Origin of the sequence: Acinetobacter sp. Lyrl_1 (assembly GCF_051948795.1) — a bacterium.
GTDB lineage: Bacteria > Pseudomonadota > Gammaproteobacteria > Pseudomonadales > Moraxellaceae > Acinetobacter > Acinetobacter towneri.
Genome location: NZ_JAYJLK010000051.1, coordinates 1 through 14,033, shown reverse-complemented (window position 1 = coordinate 14,033; position 14,033 = coordinate 1). Strand labels below are relative to the sequence as shown.

The window sequence follows — 14,033 nt, the reverse complement described above, 5'->3', positions numbered from 1 at the left end:
GGGTGTTGTTGCTAAAGTAACAGCATAATTATAGAATGTGTTAAACAGGTCGAGAGCTTTGGCTCTCGTTCTGTTTTGTAGGTCAGTAGTTCAATTGGTAGAGCGTCGGTCTCCAAAACCGAATGTTGGGGGTTCGAGTCCCTCCTGGCCTGCCACTTTTTTTAAAAAAGCTTGATGTCGGCTAATCTAGTCATATAATAAGTCGCGAATTCTACGACGAGTACAAAAATGTCGAATGATAAATCGCGTGACGCATTAAGCGACGCGCCAATCCCTCAAAGAAATAATTCTGCTGAAGTTGTTCAATCGAGTTCTCCATTAGACTACGTGTTGTGGGGTATCGCTTTGATTTTATTCATCGCTTCGATGATGGTGAATCAGCATCTTCCTGCGTATTGGGCACCAGCCAATGATATTTGGGTGCGTGTTGGGGTAATTTTGGCTTGTATCGTTGTGGCTTTAGGTTTATTATACGCCACCCATCAAGGCAAAGGCTTTGTTCGTTTGCTTAAAGATTCACGTATTGAGTTACGTCGAGTCACTTGGCCTACTAAACAGGAAACTGTAACAACGTCATGGCATGTATTGATTGTTGTTGTAGTCACTTCAATTGTATTGTGGTGTTTTGACTATTTGTTAGGCTGGGCAATCAAGTTAATTATCGGGTAAAAGAGCTATGAAACGTTGGTACATTATTCATGCCTACTCAGGTTATGAAAAACAAGTGATGCGTTCGCTTAATGATCGAATCCAGCGTAGCGCTGTTGCCGATAGCTTTGGTGAAGTCCTTGTTCCTACCGAAGAAGTGGTAGAAATGAAGGATGGTAAGAAACGTAAGTCAGAGCGTAAGTTCTTTCCAGGCTATGTATTGGTTGAAATGGAAATGAACGATGAAACTTGGCACATTGTTAAAGAGTGTCCAAAAGTTTTAGGTTTTATTGGTGGTACAGCAGAAAAGCCTGCCCCAATTACGCAAAAAGAAGCTGACGCGATTCTTGCACGTGTACGCAATACTGGTGAAGCACCTCGTCCGAAGACGATGTTTGAACCAGGCGAAGAATTGCTTGTGATTGATGGTCCATTCACCGACTTTAAAGGCGTGGTGGAAGAAGTTCAATACGAGAAGTCACGTTTAACGTTGACAATTAATGTATTTAATCGACCTACTCAGGTTGAGCTGGAATTTCGTCAAGTCGAAAAATCCGTTTAAGTTTGAGTGGTTGGAAAACGCCCGATTTATGATGAATCGGGCATTGTTGTTGTAACGGTATCGTTACTTAAAATATTGGGGAGCCTAGCGGCGTTTGTACCCAGAGGTAATTTGAAATGGCTAAGAAGATTGACGGCTATATCAAGCTGCAAGTTCCAGCTGGTAAAGCGAATCCATCTCCACCAATTGGTCCTGCATTAGGTCAACGTGGTGTTAACATCATGGCATTCTGTAAAGAATTCAATGCTGCTACACAAAAAGTTGAACCAGGTTTGCCAATTCCTGTAGTGATCACTGTGTACAACGACAAGTCGTTCACATTCATCATGAAAACTCCTCCTGCTGCAATTCTTCTTAAGAAAGCTGCAGGCATTCAAAAGGGTTCAGCTGTACCTAACAAAAACAAAGTTGGTAAGTTGACTCGTGCTCAATTAGAAGAAATCGCGACTACTAAAGAACCAGATTTAACTGGTGCTGATTTAGAAGCACGTGTGCGTACCATTGCTGGTTCTGCACGTTCTATGGGCTTGGATGTGGAGCTATAAGACATGGCAAAGTTAACTAAACGTCAAAAAGCCATTGCTGCTGCTGTAGAAGCAAACAAAGTTTACACTTTGGAAGAAGCAGTTGAAGTTCTAAACAACCTTCCTGCTGCTAAATTCAAAGAATCTTTGGATGTTGCGGTAAACCTAGGTGTTGACCCACGTAAATCTGATCAGGTTGTTCGTGGTGCGACTACACTTCCTGCAGGTACTGGTAAAACTGTACGTGTAGCTGTTTTCGCTCAAGGTGCTGCTGCAGAAGCTGCTAAAGCTGAAGGCGCAGACGTAGTTGGTTTCGACGACTTAGCTGAAAGCATTCAAGCGGGTAACCTTGACTTTGACGTTGTGATTGCAGCTCCGGATGCAATGCGCGTAGTAGGTAAGTTGGGTACGATTCTTGGTCCACGTGGCTTAATGCCAAACCCTAAAGTGGGTACTGTAACTCCTGACGTTGCGACTGCAGTTAAAAATGCAAAAGCAGGTCAAGCGCGTTACCGTGTAGACAAAGCGGGTATTATCCACGCTGCGATTGGTCAAGTTGGCTTTACTGCTGAAGCAGTTCGTTCAAACGTTGAAACCTTAGTTGCTGACTTGAAAAAGTTAAAGCCTGCAACTTCTAAAGGCGTATACATCAAAAAGATCACTTTGAGCTCTACTATGGGTCCTGGTCTTGTTATTGATGTACAGAACGTTTCTAACTAAGTCTGACTTAGAAAGAATTTTAAAGTCCTGAAAAGTCTCCTTCTCCCTCTGGGAGAAGGTCGGGATGAGGGTTAAACCTCTCCCTAACCCTCTCCTAGCAGGAGAGGGGGACATTCAGGCGGACTTTGAATTGGTAAATGAGAATTTATCAGCGTCAAAGACCTCAGGCGAGAGTAGTTTTATGCTGCTTTCTTAATCTTCCAGCCTGGGTAGACGCGGTGGTGTGATTTATTCCTCCTCCGCGTGTAAGTTCAGCAATGAATTTACGAATTGGGAGTGTGCTTCACGTAAGCACATAAATCACCGTTAGGAGGTTTTACAATGGCTCTTCTTATCGAAGACAAAAAACAGATCGTAGCAGAAGTTAACGAAGTTGCTTCTAAAGCGTTCTCTGCTGTTGTTGCTGACTATCAAGGTATGAGCGTTGAGCAATTAACGGCTCTACGTGTTGAAGCGCGTAAATTAGGTGTTACTACACGTGTTGTACGTAATACTTTGGCTAAACGTGCTTTTCAAGATACGCAATTCACGATCTTGAACGACAACCTTGTTGGCCCAACAATTTTAGCTTTCTCAACTTCTGAAGACGACATGGGTGCAGCTGCACGCTTGTTCGAAGAATTCGCTAAAACGAATAAAGCATTTGAACTTAAAGCTGCTGCATTTGACGGCAAACTTTATCAAGGTGCTGAAGTTAGCGTAATTGCGAATCTTCCGAACCAAGAAAAAGCGCTTACTATGCTTGCAAACGTTCTTCAAGCTCCTATTTCGAAATTGGGTCGCCTTATTACTGCGCTCAAAGAGAAAAACGAGTCAGAAGCTGCATAAGCTTAAATTTATTTCCACACCATTCAATTTCCATTTGGAGTTATTCTCATGGCTTTAACTAACGAAGAAATCTTAAACGCAGTTGCTGAAAAAACTGTTCTTGAACTTGTTGAACTTATCTCTGCTTTTGAAGAGAAATTCAATGTATCAGCTGCTGCTGTTGCTGTTGCTGCTGCTCCAGGCGCTGGCGCTGCTGCTGCAGAAGAGCAATCTGAATTCAACGTTGAGTTGACTTCTTTCGGTGCGAACAAAGTTGCTGTAATTAAAGCAGTTCGTGAAGCTACTGGCCTTGGTCTTAAAGAAGCTAAAGACATCGTTGAAGGCGCTCCTTCAGTGATCAAAGAAGCTGTTTCTAAAGAAGAAGGTGAAGAGCTTAAGAAGAAACTTGAAGAAGCTGGTGCTACAGTTACACTTAAGTAATCTTAAGGGGAGTCGATTTTTTTATAATCGACTCCAAAAAATGGCTGATGGCTCTTGGGTCATCAGCCTTTTTGCGTTACAATTATCGGCTCGATTTTTGTTTGAATGATGGGAAAACCATCGAAAACAATATAAATCAATAAAATCAAACGCTTACCAATATTTTTCCACATTTAAAAATATTGTTAAGCGTTTTAATACCACTAAAAATTGCAGCATTTGTAAAGAGTGGTGGCCATATCGGCCTGCGTAATTCCTTCTAAACCCGTTCTGCAGGCGGGTTTAGTTTACTTTCCGAGGACTCCAGATGGCATACTCATATACCGAAAAGAAACGGATCCGTAAGAATTTTGGTAAATTGCCCCAAGTAATGGATGCACCGTACTTGCTTTCGATTCAAGTCGACTCGTACCGTACTTTCCTTCAAGATGGCAAAACTCCAAAAAGCCGCGAAGATATCGGTCTCCAAGCCGCATTTCGTTCAGTTTTTCCTATAGAAAGTTATTCTGGCAATGCTGCTTTAGAATTTGTTGAGTATAGTCTTGGTAAGCCTGAGTTTGATGTACGTGAGTGTATTCTTCGCGGCTCAACTTATGCGGCACCAATGCGCGTAAAAATTCGTTTGATCATTAAAGATCGTGAAACGAAATCAATCAAAGATGTGCGTGAGCAAGAAGTCTACATGGGCGAAATGCCATTGATGACGGATAACGGTACCTTTGTGATTAACGGTACTGAGCGTGTAATTGTTTCTCAATTACACCGTTCACCAGGCGTGTTCTTTGACCATGATAAAGGTAAGACCCACTCGAGCGGTAAAGTGTTGTATTCAGCACGCATTATTCCTTACCGTGGCTCATGGTTAGACTTTGAATTCGATGCCAAAGACCTCGTTTATGTGCGTATTGACCGTCGTCGTAAATTGCTTGCGACTGTAGTGTTGCGTGCATTGGGCTATAGCAATGAACAAATCCTAGACTTGTTCTTTGAGAAAGTACCTGTCTATTTAGACATGGGTAGCTACCAAATTGACCTTGTCCCAGAACGCTTACGTGGCGAAATGGCACAATTTGACATCACTGATACTGACGGCAAAGTGATTGTTGAGCAAGGTAAACGCATTAATGCGCGTCACGTACGTCAAATGGAAGCAGCTGGTCTTGAGAAGCTTTCAGTTCCTGATGAGTACTTGTACGAACGTATTACTGCAGAAGACATCCAGCTAAAAGATGGCGATGTGATTGCTGCAAACACCTTGTTAAGCCATGAAATCATGGTGAAACTTGCAGAAGGTGGTGTTAAACAATTTAACATCCTATTCACCAATGACATCGACCGTGGTTCGTTCATTGCGGACACCTTACGTGCAGATACAACTGTTGGTCGTGAAGATGCTTTGGTAGAAATCTACAAAGTGATGCGTCCAGGTGAGCCACCGACGAAAGAAGCCGCTGAAAATCTGTTCAATAACTTGTTCTTCTCTTCTGAGCGTTATGATTTATCGCCAGTAGGTCGTATGAAGTTCAACCGTCGTTTGGGTCGTCCTTACGAAGTGGGTACAGATCAGAAATCACGTGAAGTTGAAGGTATTTTGTCTAACGAAGACATTACCGATGTACTTAAAACATTGATCGAAATCCGTAACGGTAAAGGTGAAGTCGACGATATCGACCACTTGGGTAACCGTCGCGTACGTTCAGTGGGCGAGATGACTGAAAACCAATTCCGTGTTGGTTTGGTACGTGTTGAGCGTGCTGTAAAAGAGCGTTTGTCACAAGCTGAAACAGACAACCTGTCTCCGCAAGATTTAATCAATGCGAAGCCAGTGGCTGCTGCAATCAAAGAGTTCTTTGGTTCAAGCCAATTGTCTCAGTTCATGGACCAAAACAACCCGTTGTCTGAAATTACCCACAAGCGTCGCGTATCTGCGCTTGGTCCAGGTGGTTTGACACGTGAACGTGCAGGCTTTGAGGTACGTGACGTACACCAAACTCACTATGGTCGTGTGTGTCCAATTGAAACGCCTGAAGGTCCAAACATTGGTTTGATCAACTCGCTTTCTGTTTATGCAAAATGTAATAATTTTGGCTTCTTGGAAACGCCATACCGTAAAGTGGTTGATGGTCGTGTAACCGATGAGGTTGAGTATTTATCTGCAATTGAAGAAGTGGGCACGATCATTGCGCAAGCGGACTCAAGCGTAGACCAAGATGGCAATTTAACAGAAGAATTCGTATCTGTACGTCACCAAGGTGACTTCGTGCGTATGCCGCCAGAGCGCGTGACGCACATGGACGTTTCTGCACAGCAGGTTGTATCTGTAGCAGCATCACTGATTCCATTCCTTGAGCACGATGACGCCAACCGTGCCTTGATGGGATCGAACATGCAACGTCAGGCTGTTCCGACGCTTATCGCTGATAAACCACTTGTGGGTACAGGGATGGAAGCGAACGTAGCACATGACTCAGGTGTGTGTGTAATTGCAAACCGTGGTGGTCGAATTGAATATGTCGATGCTTCACGTGTAGTCATTCGTGTGAACGAAGAAGAAATGATCGCGGGTGAAGCAGGTGTAGATATCTACAACCTGATCAAATACACACGTTCAAACCAAAACACTTGTATTAACCAAAAAGTTTTGGTGAAGATGGGTGATAAGGTAGGTCGTGGTGATGTATTGGCTGACGGTCCATCTACAGATGGTGGTGAGCTTGCACTCGGTCAGAACATGCGCGTCGCGTTCATGACTTGGAATGGTTATAACTACGAAGACTCGATCTTGCTTTCTGAGCGTGTACTTCAAGAAGACCGTTTAACTTCGATTCACATTCAAGAATTGTCATGTGTTGCACGTGATACCAAATTGGGTGCGGAAGAAATCACAGCTGATATTCCAAACGTGGGCGAAGCTGCACTGTCTAAACTAGACGAGTCTGGTATCGTTTACATTGGTGCTGAAGTGACTGCAGGCGACATTCTTGTTGGTAAAGTAACGCCTAAGGGTGAAACTCAGTTAACGCCTGAAGAAAAATTGCTTCGTGCAATCTTCGGTGAAAAAGCAGCAGATGTGAAAGATTCATCATTGCGCGTTCCATCAGGTACTAAAGGTACTGTGATTGACGTTCAAGTCTTTACCCGTGATGGTCTAGAAAAAGACGAACGTGCACAAGCGATTGAAAAAGCACAACTTGATGCATACCGCAAAGACTTGAAAGAAGAATACAAAATCTTTGAAGAAGCAGCGCGTGAACGTATTATCCGCTTATTAAAAGGTCAAGAATCTAACGGTGGCGGTACAACTAAACGTGGCGACAAACTTTCTGAAGATGTGTTGTCTGGTTTAGAGTTAGTTGATCTACTTGAAATTCAACCAAGTGATGAAGCAATTGCTGAGCGTTTAACTCAAATTCAAACTTTCTTGAAAGAGAAGAGCTTTGAAATTGATGAGAAATTCGCTGAGAAGAAACGTAAGCTTTCTACAGGCGATGAACTCACTACGGGCGTGTTGAAAGTTGTTAAAGTTTATCTTGCTGTTAAGCGTCGCATCCAACCGGGTGACAAGATGGCGGGTCGTCACGGTAACAAAGGTGTTGTATCAAACATCTTACCTGTAGAAGACATGCCGCACGATGCTAACGGTGTACCAGTAGATATCGTATTGAACCCGCTAGGCGTACCATCGCGTATGAACGTGGGTCAGATTCTTGAAACACACTTGGGTATGGCAGCCAAAGGTTTGGGTGAGCAAATTGATAAAATGCTCAAACAACAACGTGAAATTGCTGAACTACGTGAGTTCCTAGACAAGATTTATAACAAAGTTGGTGGCGAGCAAGAAGATCTTGACAGCTTAACTGATGATGAAATCTTGGTATTGGCTGGCAACTTACGTGCAGGTGTTCCATTGGCTACTCCTGTATTTGATGGTGCAGAAGAAGGTCAAATTAAAGAATTACTTGAACTGGCTGAATTATCACGTTCTGGTCAAACCGTGTTGTACGATGGTCGTACAGGCGAGAAATTCGACCGTCCAGTGACTGTAGGTTATATGTACATGCTCAAACTCAACCACTTGGTGGATGACAAGATGCACGCACGTTCTACAGGTTCTTACTCACTTGTAACGCAACAGCCGTTGGGTGGTAAGGCACAATTCGGTGGTCAGCGTTTCGGTGAGATGGAAGTCTGGGCACTTGAAGCATACGGTGCTGCATACACACTTCAAGAAATGCTCACTGTGAAGTCGGATGACGTTGAAGGTCGTACCCGTATCTATAAGAACATTGTAGATGGTAACCATTATATGGACCCAGGTATGCCTGAATCGTTTAACGTATTGACCAAAGAGATCCGTTCTTTAGGTATCAACATTGAACTGAAAAATGGTGACTAAGCATCTCCATTAAATCTCCCTAAATCCCTCTTTATAAAAGAGGGACTTTTCCCCCTTTGAAAAAGGGGGATTAAGGGGGATTAAAACTCAGTTAAAAAACAATATTTGTGACCCAGTTGGGATGTGAAAACAGCCTCCCAGCACACGGAGAAAAAAATTGAAAGACTTGCTCGATATCATGCGCAAAAAGACGGATTCAGACGGTCATGCTCCAGTAGAGTTTGACCGCATCCGTATTGGTCTTGCGTCACCAGAAATGATTAAGTCATGGTCTCACGGTGAAGTTAAAAAGCCAGAAACCATTAACTATCGTACGTTTAAGCCTGAACGTGATGGTTTATTCTGTGCCAAAATTTTTGGTCCAGTAAAAGATTACGAATGCTTGTGTGGTAAATACAAGCGTATGAAATACAAAGGCGTCATTTGTGAAAAATGTGGCGTTGAAGTAACGACTGCAAAAGTTCGTCGTGAGCGTATGGGTCACATCGAACTCGCTTCTCCAGTTGCACACATTTGGTTCTTGAAATCATTACCAAGCCGTATTGGTTTATTACTTGATATGACTTTACGTGATATCGAGCGCGTATTGTATTTCGAATCTTATGTGGTTACTGACCCAGGTATGACGCCATTTGAGAAATATCAACTTCTCAATGACGAAGAATACTTCAATGCTCTAGAAGAGCATGGTGATGAATTCACTGCGAAAATGGGTGCTGAAGCAGTTCAAGACTTGTTAAAAGACATCGATCTTGAAGCTGAAATTGCTCGTTTACGTGAAGAAATTCCACAAACAACTTCAGAAACTAAGCTGAAAAAAGCCTCTAAGCGTTTGAAGTTGATGGAAGCGTTCAAAGAGTCGAACAACAAGCCTGAATGGATGGTAATGAATGTACTGCCTGTACTTCCACCAGACCTTCGTCCGTTGGTTCCACTTGAAGGTGGTCGTTTTGCGACTTCTGACTTGAACGATCTTTATCGTCGTGTGATTAACCGTAACAACCGTTTGAAGCGTCTTCTTGACCTTGCAGCGCCAGACATCATCGTACGTAACGAAAAACGTATGTTACAAGAGTCTGTTGATGCCTTGTTAGATAACGGTCGTCGTGGTCGTGCAATCACAGGTTCAAACAAGCGTCCGCTTAAATCTTTGGCAGATATGATCAAAGGTAAGCAAGGTCGTTTCCGTCAAAACTTACTTGGTAAGCGTGTTGACTATTCAGGTCGTTCGGTGATTACCGTTGGTCCAAACCTACGTTTACACCAGTGTGGTCTTCCGAAGAAAATGGCACTTGAACTGTTCAAGCCATTCATCTTTGCAAAATTACAAGCTTCAGGTCAAGCAACCACCATTAAAGCTGCGAAGAAAATGGTTGAGCGCGAAACCCCAGAAGTTTGGGATGTACTTGCATCTGTCATTCGTCAACACCCAGTGATGTTGAACCGTGCGCCTACACTTCACCGTTTAGGTCTTCAAGCATTTGAACCGATCCTGATTGAAGGTAAAGCCATCCGTTTACACCCACTCGTTTGTGCTGCGTTCAACGCTGACTTCGACGGTGACCAAATGGCGGTACACGTACCATTAACACTTGAAGCGCAATTAGAAGCGCGTGCGTTAATGATGTCCACCAACAACATCTTGTCTCCTGCGAACGGTGAGCCAATCATCGTACCATCTCAGGACGTTGTCTTGGGCTTGTATTACATCACGCGTGATGCAATCAATGCCAAAGGTGAAGGCATGGTGTTTGCAGATACGCACGAAGTAAACCGTGCACTTGCAACGGGTCAAGTTGACTTACACGCTCGCGTAAAAGCACGTGTACACCAAACCGTAATCAATGAAAATGGTGAGCGTGAGCAACAAACTATTGTTGTAGATACGACACCAGGTCGCTGCTTGCTTTGGGAAGTTGTGCCTGAAGGTTTAAGCTTCGAGCAAATTAACCTAGAGATGAACAAAAAGAACATCTCAAAGTTAATCAACTCTTGCTACCGTAAATTAGGTCTAAAAGACACGGTTATTTTTGCAGACCAATTGATGTACTTGGGCTTCCGTCAAGCGACACGTTCAGGTGTTTCTGTGGGTATGGAAGACATGGTTATTCCACCACAAAAACAAGCAATTATTGAAAAAGCAGAAACTGAAGTTCGTGAAATTGAACAACAGTTCGAGCAAGGCTTCGTAACTGCGGGTGAGCGTTATAACAAAGTGGTCGATATTTGGGCACGTACCAACGACCAAGTTGCTAAAGCGATGATGGACAACTTGTCATTCACAACTGTGAAAAACAAACAGGGTGAAGACGAGAAGCAAAAATCATTCAACTCGATCTACATGATGTCGGATTCAGGTGCGCGTGGTAGTGCGGCACAGATTCGTCAGTTGGCGGGTATGCGTGGTTTGATGGCGAAACCAGATGGTTCGATCATTGAAACGCCAATTAAAGCGAACTTCCGTGAAGGTTTGACGGTACTTCAGTACTTCATTTCAACTCACGGTGCGCGTAAAGGTTTGGCCGATACCGCATTGAAAACAGCGAACTCAGGTTACTTGACACGTCGTTTGGTTGACGTTGCACAAGACTTGGTAATTACTGAGCCAGATTGCGGTACTTATGGCGGTTTAGTGATGACACCATTCATTCAAGGTGGTGATGTCATTGAAAACCTTGGTACGCGTGTATTAGGTCGTGTAACTGCAGAAGATGTGAAGAAAGCGGGTTCAGACGAAGTTATTCTGCCACGTAACACACTCATTGATGAAAAACTTGCTAACTTCTTAGAAGAGCAAGGTGTCGATGAAGTAAAAGTACGTTCAGTGGTATCTTGTGAATCGACCTTTGGTGTATGTGCGAAGTGTTATGGTCGTGACCTAGCACGTGGTCACTTGGTGAATCCAGGTGAATCTGTGGGTGTAATGGCTGCTCAATCGATTGGTGAGCCAGGTACACAGTTAACCATGCGTACATTCCACGTGGGTGGTGCGGCAAGCCGAACTTCTGCAGCCAATAGCGTACAAGTGCGTAACAAAGGTTCAGTACGTTTCCATAACGTGAAAACTGTACAACACGCTAAAGGTCACTTGGTATCTGTTTCACGTTCAGGTGAAATTGGTATTGCCGATGAGTTAGGTCGTGAGCGTGAGCGTTATAAACTGCCATACGGTGCGTCAATCTTGCTCAAAGATGGCGAAGCGGTAGAAGCTGGCGGTATTGTGGCGACTTGGGATCCACACACGCATCCACTTGTGACCGAAGTTGCGGGTAAAATCCGTTTCAGCCAAATTGCTGATGGCGTGACTGCAACCTCGAAAACTGATGATGCAACAGGTATGACCACAGTTGAAATCTTGCCAGTGACTTCACGTCCTGCGTCAGGTAAAGACTTACGTCCTGCTGTGGTATTAGACACTGTGGATGGTGGCGAACAGTTCTACTTCTTGCCACAGAACACGATTCTTTCTGTCCGTGATGGCGAAAATATCGGTGTGGGTGACGTTATTGGTCGTGTACCACAAGAATCTTCACGTACTCGTGATATTACCGGTGGTTTACCACGCGTTGCAGACTTATTTGAAGCACGTAAACCAAAAGAGCATGCGATTCTTGCAGAAGTGTCAGGTATCGTGAGCTTTGGTAAAGAAACCAAAGGTAAGAACCGTTTAGTGATTACACCAGATGATGGCTCTGAGATTTACGAAGAGTTGATTCCAAAATGGCGTAACATCAACGTGTTTGAAGGTGAGCATGTGAACCGTGGTGAAACCATTTCTGATGGTCCACAAAACCCACATGACATCTTACGCTTGAAAGGTGAAGTGGCATTAACCAACTACATCGTGAACGAAGTTCAAGACGTTTACCGCTTACAAGGTGTAAAAATTAACGATAAGCACATTGAAGTCATCGTGCGTCAAATGTTGCGTAAAGTTGAAATCACCGATGGTGGCGATACGAGCTTCATCAAAGGCGAACAAGTGGATTACATTCGCGTGGTACAAGAAAACCAAGCTGTACTTGCACAAAACAAGTTCCCAGCGAAGTTTGAACGTCAATTGATGGGTATCACCAAAGCATCGCTTTCAACAGACTCGTTCATTTCTGCTGCATCGTTCCAGGAAACTACACGTGTGTTAACTGAAGCGGCTGTAACAGGTAAAGAAGATGATTTACGTGGCTTGAAAGAGAACGTTGTTGTGGGTCGTTTGATCCCAGCAGGTACGGGTCTTGCTTACCACTTAGAGCGTCGTCGTCAAGAAGCTGAAGCTGCTGAATTGGCATTAGTGAATGATTTCTCTGATGTAGATCAAGCATTAAGCCAAGCATTTAGCGATGAATTTAACGATCTCTAATTCGTTTTAAAGCATCATTTAAAGACGCCTTTCGAGGCGTCTTTTTTTTTGCCAACGCTTTAGTTGCATATTTTGCTTTAATAAAGCCGCAATATTGCATATAGTGAATTAAGAACAATTTAAAAATATCAAGAAAACTAAGGGGATAGCTTATGCAATTTAGAGGACTGACACTGTGTTTATCGGCAATGCTACTGAGTGTGTCTGTTTCGGCTGCACCAATGCCAAACAGCATTGTGGTGAAAGACAAAGCCATTGTGCCTATTCTAAAAACTGAAGTGATTCGTACAGTGACAGGTGAAAAGCCTATACGCCATGTAGAAGCCACGATTTTTGAAGTGAGCAATCAGGGTAAAGATATTGTGGCAAAGGAAGTTGTTTTTGATGATGATCAAGCACAGTTTTCAGAGAAACAATTGGGTATTCCTGTGATTCAAAAAGGTGGAGTGATTGTACCAACCTCAAAAATTGAGTTGAATAAAACCCTAAAGCAGGATGGTAAAGTCATTTCTGAAGTGAAAACGATTGATGCAGAAGGCATGGAATATAAGCAGGGGCAGGCGCCAATTCATCGCACATTAAAACTGGATCGGGTCAAAACGCCTGAAAGCAAAGAAACAGTTTCTCATGCTGTGTTTACTGAAGATGGTAAAACCACACGTGATGTGGTGGTACTTGAAGAAGAGGGTACAGAATCCTTTATGATGCCTTAAGCATTTTACAGAAATACTCATATCTTACTGTGCTTGGTAACAGATTTTTCAAAGTTGATGCCGCAAGATGCACTACACTTAAAATCAACAACAGCGGGGAGACATCGCGATGAAAAAAGTATTTAGCGTATTGGCAGTTGCAACTGTATCGACCATGTTAATGGCGGGTTGTGAAAGCATGAGTTCTAATGACCAACGTATTGGTGCAGCAGCATTAGGCGGTGCCGTTGGTGGCGCAGCGGGTAACAGCGTAGGTGGTAGTGTTGGTGCAGCAGCAGGCGCAGGTGCAGGTGCAGCAGTTGGAAGTAAAACCCAAGATGGTTCTAACCGTAACGCAACCTATAGTGGAATTGGCGGTGCGATTGGTTCAATTTTAGGTAAAGAAGTGATAGGTGGTAATGCAGGCGCTGCAATCGGTGGTGCTGTTGGTGGTGGTGCTGGTGCAGCCATCGAGCAAAAGCGTTAATCTGAATACGAACAGCCATGCCATCCTACTGAAGTATTTATATTTCAGTACATCCAACGCAGAGTCTTATGATTCTGCGTTTTTTATGCGCTAGCTGAAAAATTAATGCGTTTGGATAAATTGATTGACTGCTTGAGTATAAGCATTATTTTGTCCCAATGACTTGTTGATTTCAGCATGTGAAAGTCGGACAGGCAATAACTGGGTTTGAGTTCCGAATTTCTGTGCTTGTTGAATAAATTGTCGAGCTTGAGTACAGGGTTGATCTGCACGGATGGTTGAGCACACCGCGAGAAATGCAGGTAAAGCTTGATGTAGCTGAGCTATCGGAGAAAGGGCTTTCCAGTTGGAAGGTTGATCACCAAAGGCTTGATCATAAAAACGTGCATGACGTGTTTG

At 43.5% G+C, this 14,033-nt stretch carries 10 protein-coding genes, 1 tRNA gene and 1 pseudogene; 11 read left to right on the top strand and 1 reads right to left on the bottom strand.

Annotation, left to right across the window (positions count from 1 at the left end; translation table 11 throughout):
* The first annotated feature begins 79 nt into the window (after nucleotides 1-79).
* From VF675_RS12370 to VF675_RS12320, 11 genes are all read left to right on the top strand, one after another.
* A tRNA-Trp gene (locus VF675_RS12370) sits at nucleotides 80-155 on the top strand.
* A gap of 73 nt (nucleotides 156-228) precedes the next feature.
* Entirely contained in the window at nucleotides 229-669 is a 441-nt protein-coding gene (secE, locus tag VF675_RS12365) for a preprotein translocase subunit SecE (protein WP_004975769.1), read from the top strand.
* 7 nt (nucleotides 670-676) lie between these two features.
* Nucleotides 677-1,210, top strand: a complete 534-nt coding sequence (gene nusG / locus VF675_RS12360) for a transcription termination/antitermination protein NusG (RefSeq protein ID WP_004975770.1) — start codon at nucleotides 677-679, stop codon at nucleotides 1,208-1,210.
* Between the two features lie 116 nt (nucleotides 1,211-1,326).
* Complete coding sequence (gene rplK, locus VF675_RS12355; RefSeq protein ID WP_004975771.1) at nucleotides 1,327-1,755, top strand: 50S ribosomal protein L11; 429 nt, start codon at nucleotides 1,327-1,329, stop codon at nucleotides 1,753-1,755.
* A gap of 3 nt (nucleotides 1,756-1,758) precedes the next feature.
* Nucleotides 1,759-2,454: a 50S ribosomal protein L1 gene (gene rplA / locus VF675_RS12350; RefSeq protein WP_004975774.1), complete on the top strand. Its 696-nt coding sequence runs from the start codon at nucleotides 1,759-1,761 to the stop codon at nucleotides 2,452-2,454.
* 321 nt (nucleotides 2,455-2,775) lie between these two features.
* Entirely contained in the window at nucleotides 2,776-3,282 is a 507-nt protein-coding gene (rplJ, locus tag VF675_RS12345; protein ID WP_096902333.1) for a 50S ribosomal protein L10, read from the top strand.
* Between the two features lie 48 nt (nucleotides 3,283-3,330).
* Nucleotides 3,331-3,702, top strand: a complete 372-nt coding sequence (gene rplL, locus VF675_RS12340) for a 50S ribosomal protein L7/L12 (protein WP_004975779.1) — start codon at nucleotides 3,331-3,333, stop codon at nucleotides 3,700-3,702.
* A gap of 307 nt (nucleotides 3,703-4,009) precedes the next feature.
* The gene (gene rpoB, locus VF675_RS12335; protein ID WP_225531152.1) at nucleotides 4,010-8,098 is read left to right on the top strand and encodes a DNA-directed RNA polymerase subunit beta; all 4,089 of its coding nucleotides are present in this window, start codon (nucleotides 4,010-4,012) and stop codon (nucleotides 8,096-8,098) included.
* Between the two features lie 157 nt (nucleotides 8,099-8,255).
* Nucleotides 8,256-12,455 (top strand): DNA-directed RNA polymerase subunit beta', encoded by a 4,200-nt coding sequence (gene rpoC, locus VF675_RS12330; RefSeq protein WP_096902331.1) that lies wholly within the window; start codon nucleotides 8,256-8,258, stop codon nucleotides 12,453-12,455.
* Nucleotides 12,456-12,607: 152 nt separating this feature from the next.
* Nucleotides 12,608-13,168: a hypothetical protein gene (locus tag VF675_RS12325; protein WP_154321134.1), complete on the top strand. Its 561-nt coding sequence runs from the start codon at nucleotides 12,608-12,610 to the stop codon at nucleotides 13,166-13,168.
* Nucleotides 13,169-13,277: 109 nt separating this feature from the next.
* Complete coding sequence (locus tag VF675_RS12320; protein ID WP_096902329.1) at nucleotides 13,278-13,634, top strand: DNA transfer protein p32; 357 nt, start codon at nucleotides 13,278-13,280, stop codon at nucleotides 13,632-13,634.
* Between the two features lie 102 nt (nucleotides 13,635-13,736).
* Here the strand turns inward: VF675_RS12320 and VF675_RS12315 are convergent.
* Nucleotides 13,737-14,033, bottom strand: a pseudogene (locus VF675_RS12315) (alpha/beta hydrolase); the annotation flags it as partial.